Source organism: Anoxybacillus sp. FSL W8-1294, from assembly GCF_037965005.1.
In the GTDB taxonomy this organism is placed as follows: domain Bacteria; phylum Bacillota; class Bacilli; order Bacillales; family Anoxybacillaceae; genus Anoxybacillus; species Anoxybacillus flavithermus_G.
On sequence record NZ_CP150179.1, the window covers coordinates 32,501 to 54,824 of the forward strand.

23 protein-coding genes and 2 rRNA genes (1 of these 25 only partly in view) are annotated in these 22,324 nt (G+C 41.3%); 24 read left to right on the forward strand and 1 reads right to left on the reverse strand.

Annotated elements, in window-relative coordinates; all coding sequences use genetic code 11:
- The 10 genes from NSQ23_RS00160 to rsmI form a co-directional block, all read left to right on the forward strand.
- Positions 1-1,471 (forward strand): 23S ribosomal RNA (locus NSQ23_RS00160) (it extends 1,455 nt beyond the left edge of the window).
- A 203-nt stretch (positions 1,472-1,674) separates the two neighbouring features.
- A 5S ribosomal RNA gene (gene rrf, locus NSQ23_RS00165) occupies positions 1,675-1,791 on the forward strand.
- A gap of 117 nt (positions 1,792-1,908) precedes the next feature.
- Positions 1,909-2,091, forward strand: coding sequence for a sigma factor G inhibitor Gin (locus NSQ23_RS00170; protein WP_004888500.1), 183 nt, complete (start codon positions 1,909-1,911; stop codon positions 2,089-2,091).
- Between the two features lie 82 nt (positions 2,092-2,173).
- On the forward strand, positions 2,174-3,598 hold the full coding sequence (locus NSQ23_RS00175; protein WP_192954181.1) for an aminotransferase class I/II-fold pyridoxal phosphate-dependent enzyme: 1,425 nt from the start codon (positions 2,174-2,176) through the stop codon (positions 3,596-3,598).
- Between the two features lies 1 nt (position 3,599).
- Positions 3,600-4,229 (forward strand): dTMP kinase, encoded by a 630-nt coding sequence (gene tmk, locus NSQ23_RS00180; RefSeq protein WP_004888504.1) that lies wholly within the window; start codon positions 3,600-3,602, stop codon positions 4,227-4,229.
- 10 nt (positions 4,230-4,239) lie between these two features.
- Positions 4,240-5,238 (forward strand): DNA polymerase III subunit delta', encoded by a 999-nt coding sequence (holB, locus tag NSQ23_RS00185; protein ID WP_004888505.1) that lies wholly within the window; start codon positions 4,240-4,242, stop codon positions 5,236-5,238.
- Positions 5,231-6,058, forward strand: coding sequence for a stage 0 sporulation family protein (locus NSQ23_RS00190; RefSeq protein ID WP_004888508.1), 828 nt, complete (start codon positions 5,231-5,233; stop codon positions 6,056-6,058). Before holB ends, NSQ23_RS00190 begins: the two co-directional genes overlap by 8 nt.
- A 15-nt stretch (positions 6,059-6,073) precedes the next feature.
- Positions 6,074-6,421 carry a DNA replication initiation control protein YabA gene (gene yabA, locus NSQ23_RS00195; RefSeq protein ID WP_004888509.1) on the forward strand — a complete coding sequence of 116 codons (348 nt, stop codon included), beginning with the start codon at positions 6,074-6,076 and terminating at the stop codon, positions 6,419-6,421.
- A 54-nt stretch (positions 6,422-6,475) separates the two neighbouring features.
- Complete coding sequence (locus NSQ23_RS00200) at positions 6,476-7,210, forward strand: tRNA1(Val) (adenine(37)-N6)-methyltransferase (protein WP_004888511.1); 735 nt, start codon at positions 6,476-6,478, stop codon at positions 7,208-7,210.
- A 6-nt stretch (positions 7,211-7,216) separates the two neighbouring features.
- Positions 7,217-8,083: a 16S rRNA (cytidine(1402)-2'-O)-methyltransferase gene (gene rsmI, locus NSQ23_RS00205; protein ID WP_004888513.1), complete on the forward strand. Its 867-nt coding sequence runs from the start codon at positions 7,217-7,219 to the stop codon at positions 8,081-8,083.
- A gap of 36 nt (positions 8,084-8,119) precedes the next feature.
- Here rsmI and NSQ23_RS00210 read toward each other — a convergent pair whose 3' ends face one another.
- Complete coding sequence (locus NSQ23_RS00210) at positions 8,120-8,404, reverse strand: AbrB/MazE/SpoVT family DNA-binding domain-containing protein (protein WP_004888514.1); 285 nt, start codon at positions 8,402-8,404, stop codon at positions 8,120-8,122.
- 493 nt (positions 8,405-8,897) lie between these two features.
- Between NSQ23_RS00210 and metG the strand changes: the two genes are divergently transcribed.
- The 14 genes from metG (at position 8,898) to NSQ23_RS00280 (ending at position 22,309) form a co-directional block, all read left to right on the forward strand.
- Positions 8,898-10,847 carry a methionine--tRNA ligase gene (gene metG, locus NSQ23_RS00215; RefSeq protein ID WP_004888515.1) on the forward strand — a complete coding sequence of 650 codons (1,950 nt, stop codon included), beginning with the start codon at positions 8,898-8,900 and terminating at the stop codon, positions 10,845-10,847.
- Between the two features lie 116 nt (positions 10,848-10,963).
- Positions 10,964-11,731: a TatD family hydrolase gene (locus tag NSQ23_RS00220; RefSeq protein ID WP_128356687.1), complete on the forward strand. Its 768-nt coding sequence runs from the start codon at positions 10,964-10,966 to the stop codon at positions 11,729-11,731.
- Positions 11,732-11,935: 204 nt separating this feature from the next.
- Positions 11,936-13,129, forward strand: a complete 1,194-nt coding sequence (locus tag NSQ23_RS00225) for a G5 and 3D domain-containing protein (protein WP_128356685.1) — start codon at positions 11,936-11,938, stop codon at positions 13,127-13,129.
- A gap of 60 nt (positions 13,130-13,189) precedes the next feature.
- On the forward strand, positions 13,190-13,762 hold the full coding sequence (rnmV, locus tag NSQ23_RS00230) for a ribonuclease M5 (RefSeq protein ID WP_004888520.1): 573 nt from the start codon (positions 13,190-13,192) through the stop codon (positions 13,760-13,762).
- Entirely contained in the window at positions 13,755-14,642 is an 888-nt protein-coding gene (rsmA, locus tag NSQ23_RS00235; RefSeq protein WP_004888522.1) for a 16S rRNA (adenine(1518)-N(6)/adenine(1519)-N(6))-dimethyltransferase RsmA, read from the forward strand. The genes rnmV and rsmA overlap by 8 nt, the downstream gene beginning before the upstream one ends.
- 38 nt (positions 14,643-14,680) lie before the next feature.
- The gene (yabG, locus tag NSQ23_RS00240; protein WP_051035123.1) at positions 14,681-15,595 is read left to right on the forward strand and encodes a sporulation peptidase YabG; all 915 of its coding nucleotides are present in this window, start codon (positions 14,681-14,683) and stop codon (positions 15,593-15,595) included.
- Between the two features lie 199 nt (positions 15,596-15,794).
- Positions 15,795-16,064, forward strand: a complete 270-nt coding sequence (locus tag NSQ23_RS00245; protein ID WP_004888526.1) for a Veg family protein — start codon at positions 15,795-15,797, stop codon at positions 16,062-16,064.
- 127 nt (positions 16,065-16,191) lie between these two features.
- Positions 16,192-17,058 (forward strand): 4-(cytidine 5'-diphospho)-2-C-methyl-D-erythritol kinase, encoded by an 867-nt coding sequence (gene ispE / locus NSQ23_RS00250; RefSeq protein ID WP_064220568.1) that lies wholly within the window; start codon positions 16,192-16,194, stop codon positions 17,056-17,058.
- Between the two features lie 15 nt (positions 17,059-17,073).
- Positions 17,074-17,898, forward strand: coding sequence for a pur operon repressor (purR, locus tag NSQ23_RS00255; RefSeq protein ID WP_004888529.1), 825 nt, complete (start codon positions 17,074-17,076; stop codon positions 17,896-17,898).
- Positions 17,899-18,333: 435 nt separating this feature from the next.
- Entirely contained in the window at positions 18,334-18,714 is a 381-nt protein-coding gene (locus NSQ23_RS00260) for a RidA family protein (RefSeq protein ID WP_004888532.1), read from the forward strand.
- 89 nt (positions 18,715-18,803) lie between these two features.
- Positions 18,804-19,094 carry a septation regulator SpoVG gene (gene spoVG / locus NSQ23_RS00265; RefSeq protein ID WP_003398210.1) on the forward strand — a complete coding sequence of 97 codons (291 nt, stop codon included), beginning with the start codon at positions 18,804-18,806 and terminating at the stop codon, positions 19,092-19,094.
- A gap of 187 nt (positions 19,095-19,281) precedes the next feature.
- A complete protein-coding gene (gene glmU / locus NSQ23_RS00270) occupies positions 19,282-20,658 on the forward strand; it encodes a bifunctional UDP-N-acetylglucosamine diphosphorylase/glucosamine-1-phosphate N-acetyltransferase GlmU (protein WP_004888534.1) in 1,377 nt (458 codons plus the stop codon).
- Positions 20,659-20,675: 17 nt separating this feature from the next.
- Entirely contained in the window at positions 20,676-21,626 is a 951-nt protein-coding gene (locus NSQ23_RS00275; protein ID WP_004888535.1) for a ribose-phosphate diphosphokinase, read from the forward strand.
- Between the two features lie 56 nt (positions 21,627-21,682).
- The gene (locus NSQ23_RS00280) at positions 21,683-22,309 is read left to right on the forward strand and encodes a 50S ribosomal protein L25/general stress protein Ctc (RefSeq protein ID WP_339172189.1); all 627 of its coding nucleotides are present in this window, start codon (positions 21,683-21,685) and stop codon (positions 22,307-22,309) included.
- The last annotated feature ends 15 nt before the right edge of the window (positions 22,310-22,324 follow it).

Below are 22,324 nucleotides of genomic sequence, written 5' to 3' on the forward strand. Positions count from 1 at the left end.
TTGAGCAATGGGGGGACGCAGGAGGATAGGGTCAGCGCGCGACTGGTTGTGCGCGTCCAAGCAGTTAGGCGCCTCAAGTAGGCAAATCCGCTTGAGTAGGCTGAGCTGTGATGGCGAGGGAAATAAAGTACCGAAGTGCCTGATTCCACACTGCCAAGAAAAGCCTCTAGCGAGGTGAGAGGTGCCCGTACCGCAAACCGACACAGGTAGGCGAGGAGAGAATCCTAAGGTGCGCGGGAGAACTCTCGTTAAGGAACTCGGCAAAATGACCCCGTAACTTCGGGAGAAGGGGTGCTCCCTCGGGTGAATAGCCCAGGGGAGCCGCAGTGAAAAGGCCCAAGCGACTGTTTATCAAAAACACAGGTCTCTGCGAAGCCGTAAGGCGAAGTATAGGGGCTGACACCTGCCCGGTGCTGGAAGGTTAAGGGGAGCGCTTAGCGCAAGCGAAGGTGCGAACCGAAGCCCCAGTAAACGGCGGCCGTAACTATAACGGTCCTAAGGTAGCGAAATTCCTTGTCGGGTAAGTTCCGACCCGCACGAAAGGTGTAACGACTTGGGCACTGTCTCAACGAGAGACCCGGTGAAATCATAGTACCTGTGAAGATGCAGGTTACCCGCGACAGGACGGAAAGACCCCGTGGAGCTTTACTGCAGCCTGATATTGAATGTTGGTGCGACATGTACAGCATAGGTGGGAGACTGAGAAGCCTGGACGCCAGTCTAGGTGGAGTCGCCGTTGGGATACCACCCTTGTCGTACTGAGATTCTAACCCGCACCCCTGATCGGGGTGGGAGACAGTGTCAGGTGGGCAGTTTGACTGGGGCGGTCGCCTCCCAAAGCGTAACGGAGGCGCCCAAAGGTTCCCTCAGAATGGTTGGAAATCATTCGAAGAGTGTAAAGGCAGAAGGGAGCTTGACTGCGAGACCTACAAGTCGAGCAGGGACGAAAGTCGGGCTTAGTGATCCGGTGGTTCCGAATGGAAGGGCCATCGCTCAACGGATAAAAGCTACCCCGGGGATAACAGGCTTATCTCCCCCAAGAGTCCACATCGACGGGGAGGTTTGGCACCTCGATGTCGGCTCATCGCATCCTGGGGCTGTAGTCGGTCCCAAGGGTTGGGCTGTTCGCCCATTAAAGCGGTACGCGAGCTGGGTTCAGAACGTCGTGAGACAGTTCGGTCCCTATCCGTCGCGGGCGTAGGAAATTTGAGAGGAGCTGTCCTTAGTACGAGAGGACCGGGATGGACGCACCGCTGGTGTACCAGTTGTCCCGCCAGGGGCACAGCTGGGTAGCTATGTGCGGAAGGGATAAGCGCTGAAAGCATCTAAGCGTGAAGCCCCCCTCAAGATGAGATTTCCCATCGCGTCAAGCGAGTAAGATCCCTTGAAGATGACAAGGTAGATAGGTCCGAGGTGGAAGCGTGGCGACACGTGCAGCTGACGGATACTAATCGATCGAGGACTTAACTAAGCACACAAGAAAAGCTGAGAACGGTCCTTGGCGAAGCCAAGGAAACGTCCGACGGAGCCGAGAGCTTTTGACGAAGACGTGCTTGCACGTCGAACGGAAAAAGCGAAGGCGTAGGAGGATGTTAGTTCGAAGCTAGACAGTAAGAAAAGCGAAGGCGACTGTTCTGTTATCTAGTTTTGAAGGAATTATCCTTCAATATATTGCTCGGTGACGATGGCGGAGAGGTCACACCCGTTCCCATCCCGAACACGGAAGTTAAGCTCTCCAGCGCCGATGGTAGTTGGCGGGACACCGCCTGCGAGAGTAGGACGTTGCCGGGCAAGAAAAGACCAAGACAAAATTTGTCTTGGTCTTTTTTTACTCCCGCACCAAATGCTTTTTTCTGAGTATATTGTTATATGAAACTGGGAAAACTGTTAGCGGGAGGTGGAGAATAAATGTCTTATCAAAAAGCTTGTATTATATGTGATGAGCAAAATAAAAAAGGAATGCATGTTTTTCATCATTTCATATGTATGGATTGTCACAACGATCTCGTTCAAACAGAAACAAATGAGGAGAAATACAAATTTTATGTCGATCGTCTAAGAAAAATTAGAGAGAATAAAATATATTCATAACGAAAGGCCCCTACTATGATTAGGGCCTGTTTTATTTTAATATATAGATATATAAATTAAACTTGTGAGGATGCGAAGAAAGATGGATCAGACGAAGACACCTCTATATACGCTTTTATGTGAACATGCCTCTAAAAAACCAATCTCTTTTCATGTGCCAGGACATAAATACGGAGCTGTTTTTTACGAGGAGGCTCTTTCTTCCTTTTTATCATTGTTACATTTAGATGTAACAGAGCTTTCCCATCTAGACGATTTACATCATCCAGCAGGGGCAATTGAACAAGCACAACAGTTAGCAGCAAAGTTGTATGGTGCAAAACGTACATATTTTTTAGTGAACGGTTCTACCGCTGGCAACTTGGCAATGATTGCGGCAGCATGTGTACAAAATAAAAAAGTGATTGTGCAACGTAATTGTCATAAATCCATTTTACATGCGCTACATCTTGTTGGGGCAACACCGATTTTTATCTCTCCAGAATTTGATGAAGATGTTCAAGTCATGTCTTTCGTGTCTTTTGAAACAATTTCTCATATGTTGCGCAAGCATCCAGATGCGGCTGCACTTATTTTAACAAATCCAAACTATTACGGCATGGCTATTGATTTAACACCAATCATTCATTTGGCACATTCTTATCGAATCCCTGTTTTAGTTGATGAGGCACATGGTGCTCATTTTGTTTTAGGAGAACCTTTTCCAAAGTCAGCTGTCGCATGTGGGGCAGATATTGTCGTGCAGTCGGCTCATAAAACGCTACCAGCGATGACAATGGGATCGTTTCTACACTTTAATAGTGAGCTCATAGACGAACGTATGTTGAAATACTTTTTACAAGTGTTTCAAACGAGTAGTCCATCTTATCCAATTATGGCTTCGCTTGATTTGGCTCGTGCTTATTTAGCGCAACAAACGCGTGAAAGCATTCATGAAATGAGCGAACAAATTCAGTTATTTAAACATGAACTGCAAACTATTGAGGCGATTCATGTTGTGGAATCACGACATCCGCTTATCCGAACAGACTTATTAAAAATTACGTTGCAAACACGTAGCGCACATTCAGGATATGAGTTACAACAGTTATTAGAAATGAATGGGATATTCACGGAGATGGCTGATCCGTATAACGTATTACTTGTCTATCCGCTTGCGAAAATGAAACAACTCCCAGACGTTACGGAGCGTATAAAACGCGCGTTGCAATCCATTCGTCGTGAGCCGCAAAATGAACGAGTACAAATTCAGTTACCGAAACATTGTCAAGCAGTAAGTTATGAATGGACGAAAGGTCGCCAAACAAAAAAAATTTTGCTTCACGATGCAATCGGATGTGTTTGTGCTCAAATGGTTGTCCCTTATCCACCTGGGATTCCTATTTTACTTATCGGAGAAATTGTGACAAGGCAACATATTGAGATCATTCAGTATTTGAAGAAAACGAATGCCTATTTTCAAACAGATATAGACGGAGATTACATCGAAGTGTTTCAGGAGGTATGAGATGAGCTATTTATTTTTTTCATTTGAAGGTCCAGAGGGAGCAGGGAAAACAACGATCGTGCGCATGTTAAAGGATTATTTGAGCGAACAACATGTTGATGTTGTAGCGACACGTGAGCCAGGTGGAATCGACATTGCCGAGCAAATTCGTGCAGTTATTTTGCATCCTAATAACGAACGAATGGATGCGCGGACAGAAGCTTTGCTTTATGCAGCGGCAAGGCGACAGCATTTAGTTGAAAAAGTGATTCCTGCGTTGAAAGATGGGAAAGTCGTTCTTTGTGATCGCTTTATTGACAGTTCTTTAGCTTATCAAGGTGTAGCGCGCGGTTTAGGGATAGATGAGATACTAGCTATTAATGCATTCGCTATTGAGAATTGGATGCCTACATTAACAATTTATTTTGATATTGATCCATCGCTTGGATTAGCGCGCATTCGCGAAAATGGATTGCGGGAAGTGAATCGACTTGATTTAGAGGAATTATCGTTTCATGAACAAGTGCGCAAAGGGTATATGGTGCTATTAGACCGTTTTCCAAATCGGATAAAAAAAGTGGACGCTACTCAACCGATAACAAAAGTGTTTGAGGACGTATGGGCACTAATTGAGCCTTTAATAAGAAAGTGAGAGGATTTTTATGTCTTGGAAAACGCTTGAAATGAATCAACCGCATGTAGCGAAAACGATCGCCAATAGCATAAGAAAAGGAAGAGTGGCCCATGCCTATTTGTTTAAAGGACAAAAAGGGACGGGGAAGAAGGAAGCAGCTCTTTTATTTGCGAAGCGTCTGTTTTGTTTGACACATGTGCACGATGAGCCTTGTGAAATATGTGTCAACTGTCGACGAATTGAATCTGGTAATCATCCGGATGTTCATCTCGTTATCCCAGATGGAAACTCCATTAAAAAGCAACAAATTGAGCAATTGCAAGAGGAGTTTACAAAAACAGCTGTCGAATCGAGTCGTAAATTATATATTATTGAACATGCTGATCAAATGACTGTTCAAGCAGCCAACAGTTTGCTGAAATTTTTAGAGGAACCATCAGCAAAAACGGTGGCAATTTTGTTAACGGAGCAATTTCATCGCATACTTCCGACCATTGTTTCGCGTTGCCAAGTTGTTTCATTCCATCCGTTGTCAACGGAGCGAATATACGCGTATTTACAACAACAAGGTGTAGCGCGGGAGTTAGCGATATTAGCTGCAAGAGTAACGAACAATGTGGAAGAAGCATATCAATTAAGTCAAGATGATTGGTTTGCACAAGCACGAAAAATAGTGATACAATTATATGAAGCATTAAACAAGCAATATGTCCAAGCATTGCTTGTCATTCAGCAACATTGGCTTACTCATTTTACGAATAAAGAGCAAATGAATATAGGATTGGACTTGTTATTATATTTATATAAAGACTTACTATATGTCATACTCGGTGAAAAACAACAAATTGCATACGATGATTGCATAAGCGAATTCCAGCGGTCGCGTTTTCTCTATTCTGAAAAGCAAATTGCTCAACATATGAAAGCAATTTTACAAGCAAAAGCGCGGTTGCATACGAATATGAATCCGCAGCTTTTAATGGAACAGTTAGTATTGCAGTTGCGGGAGGGATCTGCGTTTGTATGAAGTTGTAGGTGTTCGTTTTAAAAAAGCGGGAAAGATTTATTATTTCGACCCGGGGGATTTACCCATTTCAAATGGTGATTATGTTATTGTTGAAACGGTTCGCGGTGTTGAATTTGGGAAGGTTGTTGTAGCTAAAAAGCAAGTCGACGAAAAAGACATTGTTTTGCCGTTGAAAAAAGTAATTCGCCTAGCTGATCAAAAAGATAAGCTTGTTGTAGAAGAAAATAAAAAGGCAGCGGAAGAAGCATACGATATTTGCTTGAAAAAAGTAGAAGAGCATGGATTAGAAATGAAGCTCGTCGATGTGGAGTATACATTTGATCGTAATAAAATCGTTTTTTATTTTACTGCTGATGGACGAGTTGATTTCCGTGAACTTGTTAAAGATTTAGCTGCTATTTTCCGCACTAGAATTGAGTTAAGACAAATCGGCGTACGAGATGAAGCGAAAATGTTAGGTGGAATCGGTCCATGTGGACGTATGCTTTGTTGTTCGACGTTTTTAGGTGACTTCGATCCTGTTTCTATAAAAATGGCAAAAGATCAAAATTTATCATTAAATCCGACAAAAATATCAGGATTATGTGGTCGATTAATGTGTTGTTTAAAATATGAAAACGACGAATACGAAACAGCGAAAGAACAGTTGCCGGATTTAGGGGAAATGATCGAAACGCCTCTTGGACTAGGGAAAGTTGTTGGTTTGAACATTTTAGAACGAGTGTTACAAGTGGAGTTAGTGGAAAAAGATCGGGTAGTTGAGTATACGATTGATGAATTAATAAAAGAAAAAGTTCTTCCTACTCAAGCCACAGAGTGATGGGGTGGATGGCGCGTGAATAAAAAAGAGATTTTCCAATCTGTAACGAGTATCGAGGAGCAAATTGCTCATTTATACAAGCAGCTCGGTGAGTTAAAAAGTTATCTTGGAGAGTTAATCGAAGAAAATCATCGCCTCCAAGTTGAAAATGACCATTTGCGTAGACGGCTCGAGCAGCTGTCTGAGCGAAAAGTTGAACAGGGCAAAAAACAGACGAAAGCGAAATTAGTTGATATTGGGGAAGGATACGACAACTTAGCTCGTTTGTATCAAGAGGGTTTTCACATTTGTAATGTACATTACGGTAGTTTGCGAACCGATGGTGATTGTTTGTTTTGTTTGTCATTTTTAAATAAAAAATAGCCTTTCTGACAAATGGTCTGGAAGGCTATTTTGTTGTAGAAAGAGGGATGAAACATGTTGCGTGAAGATGAACGGCTTGACTATTTGTTAGCAGAAGATATGAAAATTATCCAAAGTCCATCTGTATTTGCATTTTCACTAGATGCGGTGTTGTTAGCAAATTTCGTATATGTCCCGATTCAAAAAGGGAATTTAGTTGACTTATGTACGGGAAATGGTGTCATCCCGTTATTATTAAGTAAACGAACAAAAGGAAAAATTGTTGGTGTAGAAATTCAAGAGAAGATTTATGATATGGCGAAACGAAGCGTGCAATATAACGAATTAGAAAAGCAAATTGAAATCATTCATGGGGATATTAAACATATGCCTGCTTATCTTGGACATAGTAAATTTGACGTTGTGACGTGCAACCCTCCTTATTTTCCAACGCCAAACGAAGAAGAAATCAATAAAAATGAACATTTTGCGATTGCGCGTCACGAAATTTATTGCACGCTAGAGGATGTTATCCGCGTTAGCAGTCAATTGCTCAAACAAGGTGGAAAAGCTGCTTTTGTTCATCGACCGGAGCGGTTATTAGATATCGTGACATTAATGAGACAATACCGTTTAGAGCCGAAGCGTTTACGTTTTGTTTATCCGAAGGAAGGGAAAGAAGCGAATACCATTTTAATTGAAGGAATGAAAGACGGAAATAAAGGATTAAAAATATTACCGCCGCTCTTTGTATATGAACAAAATGGCGAGTATACAGGCGAGTTAAAACATATTTTATACGGGGAATGAGATGGGATGAACGAGCAAAAAAGTTTTATTGAAGAAGATGGAAAAGGGATTTTGTACATTGTTCCAACACCAATTGGAAATTTAGAAGATATGACGTTGCGTGCGATTGAAACGTTACGAACGGTCGATTTCATCGCGGCTGAAGATACACGCCAAACGAAAAAGTTACTGAATCATTTCGACATTCATACGCCGCTTGTGAGTTACCATGAGCATAATAAACAAGCACGAGGAGAGCATATTATTGCTTCTCTACTGGAAGGTAAGCATGTTGCTTTAGTGAGCGATGCAGGGACGCCAACGATTTCCGATCCTGGCCACGAGCTCGTTGTTGAAGCGCTACATGCACAATGTAAAGTTGTCCCTCTTCCTGGTGCAAATGCGGCGGTTACGGCGTTAACAGCTTCTGGACTACCGACGAATCATTTTTATTTTTACGGATTTTTATCACGACATAAAAAAGAAAAGAAGAAAGAACTCGAACGATTAAAACATATAAAAGATACGCTTATTTTTTATGAGGCACCGCATCGTCTCCAAGAAACGTTAACGATCATGCATCATATATTCGGAAATCGAAAAATGGCTCTAGCACGTGAATTAACAAAAAAATTCGAACAGTTTATTCGTGGAACGATTGAAGAAGTGATGCATTGGGCAGAACATCATGAAGTGCGCGGAGAGTTTTGCCTTCTTGTGGAAGGGAATCATATGCCAGATGAACAATCAGTATGGTGGGATGATTTAACGATTGTGGAACATGTCAACTATTACATAGAGGCAAAGCAATACACTTCGAAAGAAGCGATTAAACAAGTAGCAAAAGATCGACAATTGCCGAAACGGGATGTGTACGACGCGTACCATAAGTAAGAAAAAAGTTTCTCTAGAAAAAACTAGAGAAACTTTTTATTTTGATTGTTGAAGAAGGCTTTGAATTTCTTGTAATAATACTTCTGCGCCTTCTTTGCTTAAAATGATTTTTCCGTCTGCAAGTTTGAAGTTGTCGTCAGATACTTCCCCAGTTACTACACAAGTCATATTTGGCTTGTATTTTTTCAAAATGATGCGCTCATCGTCTACATAAATTTCTAACGCATCTTTTTCCGCGATACCTAATGTACGGCGCAATTCAATTGGAATAACTACACGACCTAATTCATCTACTTTACGAACAATACCTGTTGATTTCATACTGTTCTCCTCTCCTTCTTTCATCTTTTTTCGTCAATATTCGACAAAATCTCTATGGATTTATCATAACAACTTTTCCATTATGCGTCAATCCTTTTATATGCAACAATAAAAAAAAATGTATGATTTACATGTCGTTGCATATAAAATTCGACAAAATGATAGTTGAAATGACAAAAACCAAACGATTTGACAATAGATGCATAACAGTTTTTAACTACTTTTCAAGACGATACAAACATTATTATAAATATTATTCGACAAAATTCAACATGAATTCGACAAAAATATCGCTATTTTTTCGACAAAATTCGACAAATGTGTATTGGTTGTCGACAAGACGATGTCGAATAGTTGACAGCGCTCTCTATTTTTATGTATATTTTTTTGAGATAAGAGGAATAGATGTATTGATCGAGAATACAAGTATGCAATCGCTCTCGTCCTTTGGGCGAGAGCGTTTCTACTACACGTGCGACAAGGAGGGGTACAAGTGACGAAAAAGACGTTTTATATTACTACACCTATTTATTATCCGAGTGATAAATTACATATCGGTCATGCGTATACGACGGTAGCTGGCGATGCAATGGCGAGATATAAACGGATGCGTGGCTACGACGTCATGTATTTAACAGGAACGGATGAACATGGCCAAAAAATTCAGCGAAAAGCGGAAGAAAAAGGAGTTACTCCACAACAGTATGTCGACGAAATTGTTGCAGGCATTAAAGAATTATGGAAGAAGCTTGATATTTCTTATGACGATTTTATTCGTACGACGGAGCAGCGTCATAAACAAGTGGTTGAAAAAATTTTTGCTCGCCTTTTAGAACAAGGAGATATTTATTTGGATGAATATGAAGGATGGTATTGCACCCCTTGTGAATCGTTTTACACGGAACGACAGCTAGTTGAAGGAAATTGTCCAGACTGTGGGCGTTCTGTAGAAAAAGTAAAAGAACAATCGTACTTTTTCCGTATGAGCAAATATGTTGATCGTTTATTGGCGTTTTATGAAGAAAATCCGCAATTTATTCAGCCAGAATCGCGTAAAAACGAAATGATCAACAATTTCATCAAGCCAGGATTAGAAGACTTAGCCGTATCACGGACGACGTTCGACTGGGGTATTCCTGTTCCTGGAGATCCGAAACATGTCATTTATGTATGGATTGATGCGTTGTCCAACTACATTACTGCGCTAGGATATGGAACGGAAAATGACGAAAAATACAAAACGTATTGGCCGGCCGATGTCCATCTTGTTGGAAAGGAAATTGTTCGTTTCCATACGATTTATTGGCCAATTATGTTGATGGCGCTAGATCTTCCGCTTCCGAAAAAAGTGTTTGCACATGGCTGGTTGCTTATGAAAGACGGAAAAATGTCGAAATCGAAAGGAAATGTTGTCGATCCCGTTACGTTAATTGACCGATATGGGTTGGATGCGTTACGTTACTATTTGCTTCGTGAAGTGCCGTTTGGCTCAGATGGTGTGTTTACACCAGAAGGTTTTGTTGAACGCATTAACTACGATTTAGCGAATGATTTAGGGAACTTATTAAATCGGACGGTAGCGATGATCGAAAAATATTTTGCTGGTCGTGTTCCTGTATATAGCGGAACGCACACATCGTTTGATGAACAGCTTGTGCAAATGGCATATGATACGGTGACACAATATGAAGAGGCGATGGAGCAAATGCAATTTTCGCAAGCTCTAGCTGCCGTTTGGCAACTCATTAGTCGCACGAACAAATATATTGATGAAACACAACCATGGGTACTAGCGAAAGACGAAACAGCGCGTGAACAGTTAGCTTCTGTCATGTCACATTTAGCGGAGTCGCTTCGTTATGTAGCTGTTTTATTGCAGCCGTTTTTGACCACAACGCCAAAACGGATGTTTGCTCAACTAGGCATTCAAGATGAAAAGCTGATGGGCTGGGACAGCTTACAAACGTTTGGTGCTTCACAACATGAGCGAATGGTTGAAAAAGGAGCACCGCTGTTTCCTCGTTTAGACGTTCAAGAGGAAGTGCAATACATTCAATCACAGATGAAGGGGACAGTAGCAAATACAGAAGAAAAACAAGAACAAAACGAGGAAACAAGTGAAGAAATTACAATTGACGATTTTATGAAAGTTGATTTGCGTGTCGCACAAGTGATTCACGCTGAACCAATTCCAAAAGCCGATCGCTTACTTAAACTGCAACTTGATTTAGGATATGAAAAACGTCAAGTTGTATCAGGTATTGCGAAATATTACAAACCAGAGGACTTAATTGGGAAAAAAGTGATTTGTGTGACGAATTTAAAACCTGTCAAACTGCGTGGAGAATTATCACAGGGTATGATTTTAGCAGGAGAAAAAGATGGTGTATTATCGTTGGCGACAGTAGACGAGTCGCTTCCAAATGGTGCAAAAGTGAAGTAAAGAGGTGTTGCGAAAACACCTCTTTGTTTCTATTTTGTAACGTAATTGTTATATGGCTGTGATTTATGTAACGAGATTGTGTGGTAAACTGAACATCGGAAGAAAAGAGGGGTTATATGTTATTTGATACACATGCACATTTAAATGCTACACAATTTAACGAAGATGTTGAACAAGTTATCGAACGAGCACGTGCAGAAGGTGTGTCACATATTGTTGTTGTCGGATTTGATCGTCCAACTATCGAGCGAGCAATGGAGTTAGCTGAGCAATATTCGTTTATTTATGCAGCTGTCGGATGGCATCCTGTTGATGCGGTTCATATGACTGATGAAGACCTCAGCATGATTGAACGCTTAGCAGCACATCCGAAAGTTGTTGCGCTCGGTGAAATGGGGCTTGACTATTATTGGGATCAGTCGCCGAAAGACATACAAAAAGAAGTGTTTCGTAAACAAATTCGTTTAGCAAAAAAGGTGAAGTTGCCGATTATTATACACAATCGCGATGCAACAGCGGACATTGTTGATATTTTACGAGAAGAGAATGCAGGAGAAGTTGGAGGCGTGATGCATTGTTTTAGCGGAAGTATAGAAGTAGCTCGGCAATGTATGGATATGAATTTTTATATTTCGTTTGGTGGTCCTGTTACGTTTAAAAATGCAAAAAAACCGAAAGAAGTAGCAAAAGAAATTCCGCTTGATCGGCTACTTATTGAAACGGACTGTCCGTATTTAACGCCGCATCCGTTTCGCGGAAAACGAAACGAACCAAGCTATGTAAAGTATGTTGCCGAAGCGATCGCTGAGTTAAAAGGGTTATCTTTTGAAGAAGTTGCTCAAAAAACGTCCGACAACGCCAAGCGATTATTCGGCATCATTTGATAGAGAAACGTGTCGATTGATTGGAAGACTTGTCTAAAGAAAAGATGAAACGTGATCGTTCTACATCTTTTTTCACAAGCATACAATAAGCTTGTCGACAAGTCTTTCTTCCTTTATGAAAGAATATTTTGAATAATAGATAATAAGTTTCATAGAGAGGGAGGGTCGTCACGGTCATCTATCGGAAAAGGAGGCGTTTTTATTTTGATTACGTATGTAAAGCATTTAGTGCAATCCGTATCAAAGAAAAAGATTGCATTTGCTACTGGGGGATTTTTAGCTTTATGTAGCATGACAGGATATGCTAGCTATGAATGGACGAAAGAAACGGTGACATTACATGTCAATGGCAAGGAAGAAAAAGTACGTACACATGCCAATACAGTTGCTGAGTTATTAAAAGAACAAAACATCGAGTTGAAACAAGGAGATTTTATATCGCCTTCACCTGAAGAAAAAGTTGTTGATCACTTAACAGTGAAATGGGAAGCGAGTAAACCGATTGTGCTCATTGTTGATGGGGTAGAAAAGAAGTTAAGGACGACGGCTAAAACTGTCAAGGATGTATTACATATTCAACAAATCGAGCTTCGTGAGCACGATCAAGTATCGCCAAACGTTGACGAAGTAGTGAAAGAAAATATGAAAATTGTGATAAGTAAGGCATTTCCAATCACATTAAATGACGGCGGCAAACAGCAACAAGTTTGGTCTACTTCGACTACGGTCGCTGACTTTTTAGCTAAACAACACATTACATTGCGGGAGCTGGATCGCGTTCAACCAAAATTGAATGAAATGATTCAACCAAACACAAAAATAAACATTGTTCGAGTTGAAAAAGTCACCGATGTAGTGGAAGAACCAGTAAATTATACAGTTGTGAAAAAGAAAGACGCACAATTGGAAAAAGGCAAGCAAAAGGTAATTAGCGAAGGCGAAAAAGGGCTTGTCGCCAAGCAGTACGAAGTCATCTTGGAAAACGGAAAAGAAGTATCGCGTAAATTAATTAAAACAGAGACAATTAAACCGAGCAAAAATCGTATTGTTGCGATTGGAACAAAGCCAGTTGCCAAAATATTAGCCTCGCGTGGAAGTGGGGAAGTGTCCGAAGAACTTTACGTGATCGCTACAGCGTATACAGCATATTGCACAGGATGTTCTGGAACGACAGCAACGGGAATTAATTTGCGTGCCAATCCAAACGCAAAAGTAATTGCTGTTGATCCACGCGTTATTCCGCTCGGAACGAAAGTATACGTAGAGGGGTACGGATATGCAGTTGCGGCCGACACAGGGAAAAATGTAAAGGGATATAAAATCGATTTATTTTTCCCTGATAAATCAACTGCATATCGCTGGGGCACGAAACGTGTGAAAATAAAAATTATAAAATAACACAGAGGATTTCACGATCCTCTGTTTTTTTCGTTATAATGGGTGAAGAACACATGAGAGATGGAGGATTTTATGAAAATTAAGGAAATTATCGTGGTTGAAGGGCGCGATGATACCGTAGCGATTCGTCGGGCGGTAGATGCTGATACGATTGAAACGAACGGTGCAGCCATTAATGATGAAACAATCGAACGCATTCGTTTAGCTCAACAACAGCGTGGAGTCATTATTTTTACCGATCCGGATTATCCGGGTGAAAAAATTCGTAAAACAATTGCTGAACGTGTGCCGGGATGCAAACATGCCTTTTTAACGCGTGAAGAAGCGCGGGGAAAGCACGGAAAAGGTCTCGGTGTTGAGCACGCTTCGATTGAAGCGATTCGCACAGCGCTATTAAGTGTGTACGAAGAAATGATTGATCCGAAAGAAGAAATTTCATTTCAACAGCTTGTCGATGCCGGATTAATCGGTGGTCCATTCGCACGAGCTCGCCGTGAGCGGTTAGGTCAATTATTAAAAATTGGTTATACAAACGGAAAACAGCTGCATAAACGGTTACAAATGTTTCAAATTTCAAAAGAACAATTTATAGAAGCGATGAAGCAAGTAATGCAGGAGGAAGAACATGTATAAAGATATTGCTACACCGACCCGTACAAAAGAAATTTTAGAGAAGTATGGTTTTTCGTTCAAAAAAAGTTTAGGTCAAAATTTTTTAATTGAGCCGAATGTTTTACACCGCATTGTTGATTTCGCCCAACTTTCTGAACGAACAGGTGTTATTGAAATTGGACCGGGAATCGGGGCGCTTACGGAGCAACTAGCGCGGCGAGCAAAAAAAGTGGTCGCATTTGAAATTGATCAACGGCTTCTTCCCATTTTAGCAGATACGCTTTCCCCATATACGAATGTATCAATCATTCACGAAGATATATTAAAAGCAGACGTACAACAAGTGATAGCGGAACAGTTCACAGATGTTGATGATATTATGGTTGTTGCCAACTTGCCGTATTACGTCACGACCCCAATTATTATGAAGTTGTTGACTGGTCGTTTACCTATTCGCGGTATGGTCGTTATGTTACAAAAAGAGGTAGCTGATCGTATGGCTGCGAAACCAGGGACAAAAGATTACGGCTCCTTGACGATTGCTGTGCAATATTATACGCATGCTGAAACGGTGATGCATGTGCCGAGAACGGTATTTGTGCCAAAGCCAAATGTCGATTCTGCCGTTATTCGCTTATTGAAACGAGAGCAACCTGCCGTTTCTGTCTCGAATGAAGATTTTTTCTTTGCTGTCGTTCGTGCGAGTTTTGGACAGCGGCGGAAAACGATTTTAAATAATTTACTGAACCAATTGCCAAACGGCAAGGAGAAAAAAGAACAGATTGAAAATGCGCTCGCGAATGCTGGTATTGATCCGAAACGTAGAGGAGAGACGCTCGCCATTGCTGAGTTCGCTACATTAAGCGAACAATTATATCCCATTTTTTATCAAGAGGCTTAATGCCTCTTTTTTTTACACGTTCTATCCTTTCGTCGCATATGTTACAAACAAAACAAACGAAAGGGCGAGTGTGTGTGATTCAAGTGGGAGATATTGTTGCACGAAAATCGTATGAATGTGATATTTTGTTTCGGGTTATTGATATAAAAGAAAAAGAAGGGGAAAAAGAAGCCATTTTATATGGGGAGGATGTTCGTCTTATAGCCGATGCTCCGTTTTCTGATTTAGTTGTTATTGACGAGCGGGAAAAAAAGAGAAGAAAAGAAGAAGAAAAGCGGCATATTGAGCAGTGCTATAAATTGTTGCGTCAAGATTATCGGGCGCTACGGGAAAAAAGTGAATATGATGCGACAGGCGGATATGAAGTGAAAATGGATTTTTTCCAATTACCGGGACGTGTGCTTCATATAGATGGCGACCCGCTTTATTTACGTAAATGCATGCAACTGTATGAACGAATCGGGGTCCCGGTATATGGTGTTCATTGTCACGAAACAGATATGCCCGATCGTATTATTCCACTACTTGAACAAGTGCGTCCAGATATTTTAGTTGTAACGGGACATGATGCATATTCGAAATCGAAAGGATCGGTAGATGATTTAAGGGCGTATCGTCATTCGAAATATTTTGTCCAAACAGTGAAGCAGGCACGCAAAAAAATTCCGAATCTCGATCAACTTGTCATTTTTGCTGGGGCGTGTCAATCTCATTTTGAATCGCTTATTCGAGCAGGTGCGAACTTCGCAAGCTCTCCTGCACGCGTCAATATTCATGCTCTCGATCCTGTATATATTGTCTCACGCGTTAGTTTCACTCCTTTTATGGACCGCATTAACGTATGGGACGTATTAAGAAATACATTGACAGGGGAGAAGGGGCTCGGTGGTGTTGAGACGCGCGGTGTTTTGCGGACAGGGATGCCTTTTCGGACGATGGATGAGCAAACATAAACAAAAAATCTCTTGTCTTTTTGCCGTAGTGGTAAAAAGACAAGTTTTGTTTTTTAACACTTTTTGTACATAGTTTTTTCTTTATTTGTTCATAATAAAAACAAAAGTATTGACATTTAATATTTTTTGTTGATATAATTCTTGTTTTTTGACTTATCTTTTTTCATTTGTTATACTATGTAATAGTGAGGTGGATACGATGGGAAAAACATTGTCGGAAATTAAAAAAGTGTTGGATTCGAATCTCGGTAAAAGATTGACGTTAAAAGCGAACGGTGGGCGTCGAAAGACAATCGAGCGTTGCGGCGTGTTAGCGCAAACATATCCGTCCGTATTTGTTGTTGAACTTGATCAAGAAGAAAACGCTTTTGAACGTGTATCATATAGTTATGCAGACGTGTTGACGGAAACAGTACAACTTACATTTTTAGATGACGAACAAGTGGCGATGAGCAGCTCACATTCATGACGGCTAAGGAGGCGACCAATATCGGTGGTCTCTTTTTTTGTGGCCATTGAAAAGGTCCGTATTTGTTCACTATTTTTTGTGGTAAAATGTCGATAGGAGTTTGAAGTCGGAAAAGTAGGTGAACAGTTTGAGGTTGTTAGTGAAAGCACCAGCGAAAATTAATTTATCACTCGACGTATTACATAAGCGCCCAGACGGCTACCATGAAGTAAAAATGGTGATGACGACGATTGATTTAGCTGATCGTGTCGAGTTAATGGATTTGTATAGCGATACGATCCAAATTATTTCGCACAATCGCTTCGTGCCGGATGATGAACGCAATTTAGCATATCAAGCTGCTAAATTGTTGAAGGAGAAAGTGGGTGTTCGTCGAGGGGTAGCGATTTCTATTACGAAGTATATTCCCGTTGCGGCGGGTCTTGCAGGTGGAAGCAGCGATGCCGCTGCAACGTTGCGAGGATTAAATAGGCTGTGGGGGTTAGGGTTGAGTTTAGACGAACTTGCTGAAATTGGGGCGGAGATTGGCTCGGACGTTCCGTTTTGCGTATATGGAGGAACAGCGATCGCAACGGGACGGGGAGAGAAAATTGAGCATATTCCTGCTCCTCCACCAAGTTGGGTCATTTTAGCGAAGCCAACGATCGGTGTGTCAACTGCGGATGTGTATCGGAATTTAAACTTGCAATCCGTCGATCATCCAGACGTAGATGGAATGGTTGCTGCGATTAGAGAAAAAGATTATGAAAAAATTTGTGCGCTCGCTGGAAACGTATTAGAAAGTGTCACGCTAAACATGTATCCTGAAGTCGCGCAAATTAAGGAACAAATGAGACGTTTTGGTGCAGATGTATCATTAATGAGCGGAAGTGGACCGACCGTGTTTGGTCTTGTTCAACATGATTCGCGGTTACAACGTGTATATAATGGTTTGCGAGGTTTTTGCGAGCACGTATATGCTGTTCGATTAATTGGAGAAAGACATGAACAATAAAGGAGGAGTTATTGTATGAAATTAAGGCGAAGTAGTCGGCTTGTCGATATGACACACTATTTGCTTTATCATCCACACCAGCTTGTTCCGCTTACTTTTTTTGCGGAACGATACGGATCAGCGAAATCGTCGATTAGCGAAGATTTGGCTATTATTAAGCAAACGTTTGAACAGCAAGGAATCGGTTTGTTGCGTACGCTTCCTGGGGCGGCCGGTGGGGTGCAATACGTACCGAAAATGTCAGAAACGGAAGCGAAACAATTTATTCAGCAACTATGTACAAGCTTGGCGGATCCCGATCGGCTATTGCCAGGGGGCTATTTGTATATGACAGATTTGCTTGGCGATACACGTATCGTTAACCAAATTGGTCGCTTATATGCTTCTGCGTTTGCCCATGAACATATTGATTTTGTTGTGACAGTTGCAACAAAAGGAATTCCTTTAGCCTACGCTGTTGCAAGCTTTTTAAATGTACCTGTCGTCATTATTCGCCGCGACAGCAAAGTGACAGAAGGTTCGATGGTCAGCATCAATTACGTATCAGGCTCTTCAAAACGTATTCAAACGATGGTGCTATCGAAGCGAAGTTTAACAGAAGGAGCGAATGTCTTAATTATCGATGATTTTATGAAAGCGGGCGGAACAATCAACGGCATGATTAGTTTGCTTGCAGAATTCCGTGCAAACGTTGTTGGGATTGGTGTGCTTGTCGAGTCGGAAGAAGCAGAAGAACGACTCGTTGATGAATATGTTTCACTCGTTAAACTAACATCTGTCAATGTAAAAGAAAAACAAATTACAGTAGAAGAAGGAAATTACTTTCATTTTGTCAAATAAGTAAAATGATTTTTACATGCAGGGGGAATAGACGTCAACCACCCCCACTTAGCTAACGCTTGAAGTGAGGGCTTGCAACTCCCCAGAAGTGCAAACGGACTTCTTCCTCCTTCCTTGACTTGGGGTTGCATCAGGGGCAGGTTGACGACTACCCAACGACGCAGGTCATGCCTGCATCGTTACCGATTCTCTCGGTGTGTCTGTTGGCAGTACTTGGCTTCCACACACAACAGACGGACCTACGCTCGATGTTTTACGGTTACAACGTTTCCTGTAACCAACTCCATACATCGAGTAGCAGTTATTGGAGTGCCTTTATTGAACGGTTTTCTCCACGCCTTTATTATATCATACACAAAAGAAAGGGGGAACGCGCATTCCTCTCCCACTTACTCCCTTTGGTCGTTGAAGTGGGAGTCTCCTGCGCGAAATAGGATGAAAGTTGTACACACAAATCAAGCTCCACAAGCGATTGGACCGTACTCTCAAGGCATTATTGTGAACAACATGTTTTACAGTTCTGGACAAATTGCTTTAACTCCTGAAGGAGAAATGGTGCAAGGGGATATTCAAGCACAAACGCATCAAGTATTCAAAAATTTGCAAGCGGTGCTTGAAGCAGCAGGAGCGTCTTTAGAAACTGTTGTAAAAACAACGGTGTTTTTAAAAGACATGAACGATTTTGCGGCGATGAATGAAGTATATGGTCAATATTTCCGCGATCATAAACCAGCGCGTTCCGCTGTTGAAGTGGCTCGTTTGCCAAAAGATGCGTTAATTGAAATTGAAGTCGTTGCCCTTGTTAAACAATCGTAAAAAAAATTTTCTAAAGTTAGCAGGAAAATAAAAAACGACGTGGAATAAATTCGATTAAGTTCTTATATAGGGAAAAGGTGGTGAACAGAATGGAAGTAACTGACGTGAGATTACGCCGCGTGAATACCGAAGGACGTATGAGAGCGATTGCCTCGATCACGTTGGATCATGAATTTGTTGTTCATGATATTCGTGTCATTGAAGGCAATAACGGCTTGTTTGTCGCTATGCCAAGCAAGCGTACTCCTGACGGGGAATTCCGTGACATCGCTCATCCAATTAACTCAACAACCCGCGGGAAAATCCAAGAAGCTGTTTTAGCTGAATATCACCGTGCTGGTGAGTTGGAAAAAGAGCTTGAAGAAGCAGGCGCTTCGTAATAAATAAGAAAGAGGACCCTTTCGCTTAAAAAGGGTCCTTTTTATATGGAAAATGATGTTTATCCTATTCGTAAAGAATATATGATGAAAATGATGAATTTTTTTGGTAGATGACAATGTTTCCTTGAAATACATACATAATTGATATATATTCAATATGGATAAAGAGAGGTATGGAGGCCTTACGATGAGACGATATGCGATCATTTTAGCGGCTGGACAGGGGACGCGCATGCGTTCAAAGCTGTATAAAGTGTTGCACCCTGTCTGTGGAAAGCCGATGGTACAACATGTAGTGGATGCAATTTCTATGTTACATGTAGATCGACTAATTACAGTTGTTGGTTTTGGAGCAGAACGAGTAAAAGAACAACTCGGCAGTCAAAGTGAGTACGTCATTCAAGAACAACAGCTTGGGACGGCACATGCTGTTTTGCAAGCAGCACCTCATTTAGCTGATAAAGATGGTGTGACTCTCGTTGTTTGTGGAGATACGCCATTGATCACCTCAGAAACGATGGAAGCGCTTTTACAACATCATTTACAAACAAAAGCGAAAGCAACGATTTTAACCGCCCTTGCAGAAGATCCAACAGGATACGGTCGCATTGTCCGAAATAAAGATGGACATGTCGAAAAAATTGTAGAACATAAAGACGCAACCGAAGAAGAACGGAACATTCGAGAAATTAATACAGGGACGTATTGTTTCGATAATCGTGCATTATTTGAAGCGCTTACGAAAGTGTCAAACGACAATGCACAAGGTGAATATTATTTACCAGATGTCATCGAAATTTTGAAAAAACAAGGCGAAATCATTTCAGCATATGAAACACCGGTGTTTGAAGAAACGTTAGGTGTAAATGACCGCATTGCGCTTGCACAAGCAGAAAAAATTATGCGTGCACGCATTCATCGTAAACATATGGCAAATGGTGTGACAATCATCGATCCTGAGCATACGTATATAGGACCAGATGTGCACATTGGACAGGATACCGTCATCTATCCCGGGACATGGATTGAGGGACATACGGTGATCGGTGAAAACTGTATCATCGGACCGAATAGTGAAGTGAAAAATAGCCGTATTGGCAACGACACATCGATTCGTCATTCGGTTGTACATGATAGTGAAATAGGATCAGACGTAACCATTGGTCCATTTGCGCATATTCGTCCGCTATGTAAAATTGGTGATGATGTGAGAATCGGAAACTTCGTCGAAATCAAAAAAGCGACGTTTGGAGACGGCAGTAAAGCATCGCACTTAAGTTATATTGGGGACGCTGAAGTAGGCGCACATGTCAATATTGGTTGCGGAACCATTACAGTAAATTATGACGGTGCCAATAAATACGTGACAAAAATTGAAGATGGTGCGTTTATTGGTTGTAATTCGAACTTAATTGCTCCTGTTACGGTCGGAAGTGGAGCGTATGTAGCGGCTGGTTCCACGATTACCGATGATGTACCTAGTGAAGCTTTAGCTATCGCTCGTGCTCGACAAACAAATAAAGAAAATTATGTTGAACGTCTACAAGCGAAGAAAAAATCCTAATGGAGGTTCATTGACCCATGTCTCAGTATTTAAATTCTAATTTAAAGTTATTTTCGTTAAACTCTAATCCAATCTTAGCCCAAGAAATCGCAAAAGTGATTGGTGTTGAATTAGGAAAGTGTTCCGTTTCTCGTTTTAGTGATGGGGAAATTCAAATTAACATTGAAGAAAGTATTCGTGGATGCGATGTTTATGTTATTCAATCAACGAGCGCGCCCGTGAATGAGCATTTAATGGAGTTACTTATTATGATTGACGCATTAAAGCGAGCGTCTGCAAAAACAATTAATATCGTTATGCCATACTACGGATATGCTCGTCAAGATCGCAAAGCGCGTTCTCGTGAACCGATTACTGCGAAATTGGTTGCTAATTTATTAGAGACAGCTGGTGCTACTCGCGTGATTACGCTTGATTTACACGCACCGCAAATTCAAGGATTTTTCGATATTCCAATCGATCATTTAATGGGAGTTCCGATTTTAGCGGATTACTTTAAGGAAAAGCAACTTGATGATATTGTCATCGTTTCTCCAGATCATGGTGGCGTGACGCGTGCACGGAAAATGGCAGATCGTTTAAAAGCGCCAATTGCGATCATTGACAAGCGTCGTCCGAAACCAAATGTAGCAGAAGTGATGAACATTATTGGTAATGTACAAGGAAAAACGACGATTTTAGTGGATGATATTATTGATACAGCTGGAACAATCACTTTAGCAGCAAATGCGTTAGCTGAGTATGGGGCAAAAGAAGTGTATGCATGTTGTACGCACCCAGTTTTATCAGGTCCAGCGATTGAACGAATTCAAAATTCGAAAATTAAAGAGCTTGTTGTCACGAATACAATTGCGATTCCTGAAGAAAAGAAAACGAATAAAATTGTCGAGTTATCTGTTGCTCCTCTGATTGGTGAAGCAATTATTCGCGTACACGAAGAGCAGTCGATTAGCGCGTTGTTTGACTAATGACGTTTAGACCTTCCTATTTTAGGGGAAGCTATGAGCGATGCTAAAATAGGAAGGTGATTTCATTGTTACAACTTCAATTGCGTACAGATCATCGACGTTCTTACGTCAAACAAATGCGGAAACAAGGTCACATCCCGGCTGTGTTGTACGGGAAAACGATGAATAGCCAATCAGTTTTTGTTGATGCGGCTGAGTTTTTAAAGCAGTTGCGGGCTACAGGTGGTATAGGTCTTTTAGACGCAAAGATGAACGACAATCATATTCGTATCATCGCTCGCGATATGCAAAAACACCCGATTCGCCATGATATTATTCATATTGACTTTTTAGCTGTTGATGCAAAAACAGAAATCGATGTTCACGTTCCGATTCATCTCGTTGGTGAAGCAGCTGGCGTGAAAGATGGGGGTGTATTGCAACAAGCAATGCATCAATTGTCCATTCGGGCGCTGCCGTCAAACATCCCTCCATCCATTGATGTCGACATAACGAATTTGCAAGTAGGCGATGTTATTACAGTTTCACATATTCAAACAAACGGTGCTTATGAAATCAATCACGATCCAACAGAAGTGATCGCTTCGATTTTGCCACCAAAACAAGAAGAAGAAATTCATAGCGGTGAAGAACAAGAACCGGGGAGACCGGAATCGGAAGAAGGACGCGAAACAACACCGTGACGGACGTAGCCATCA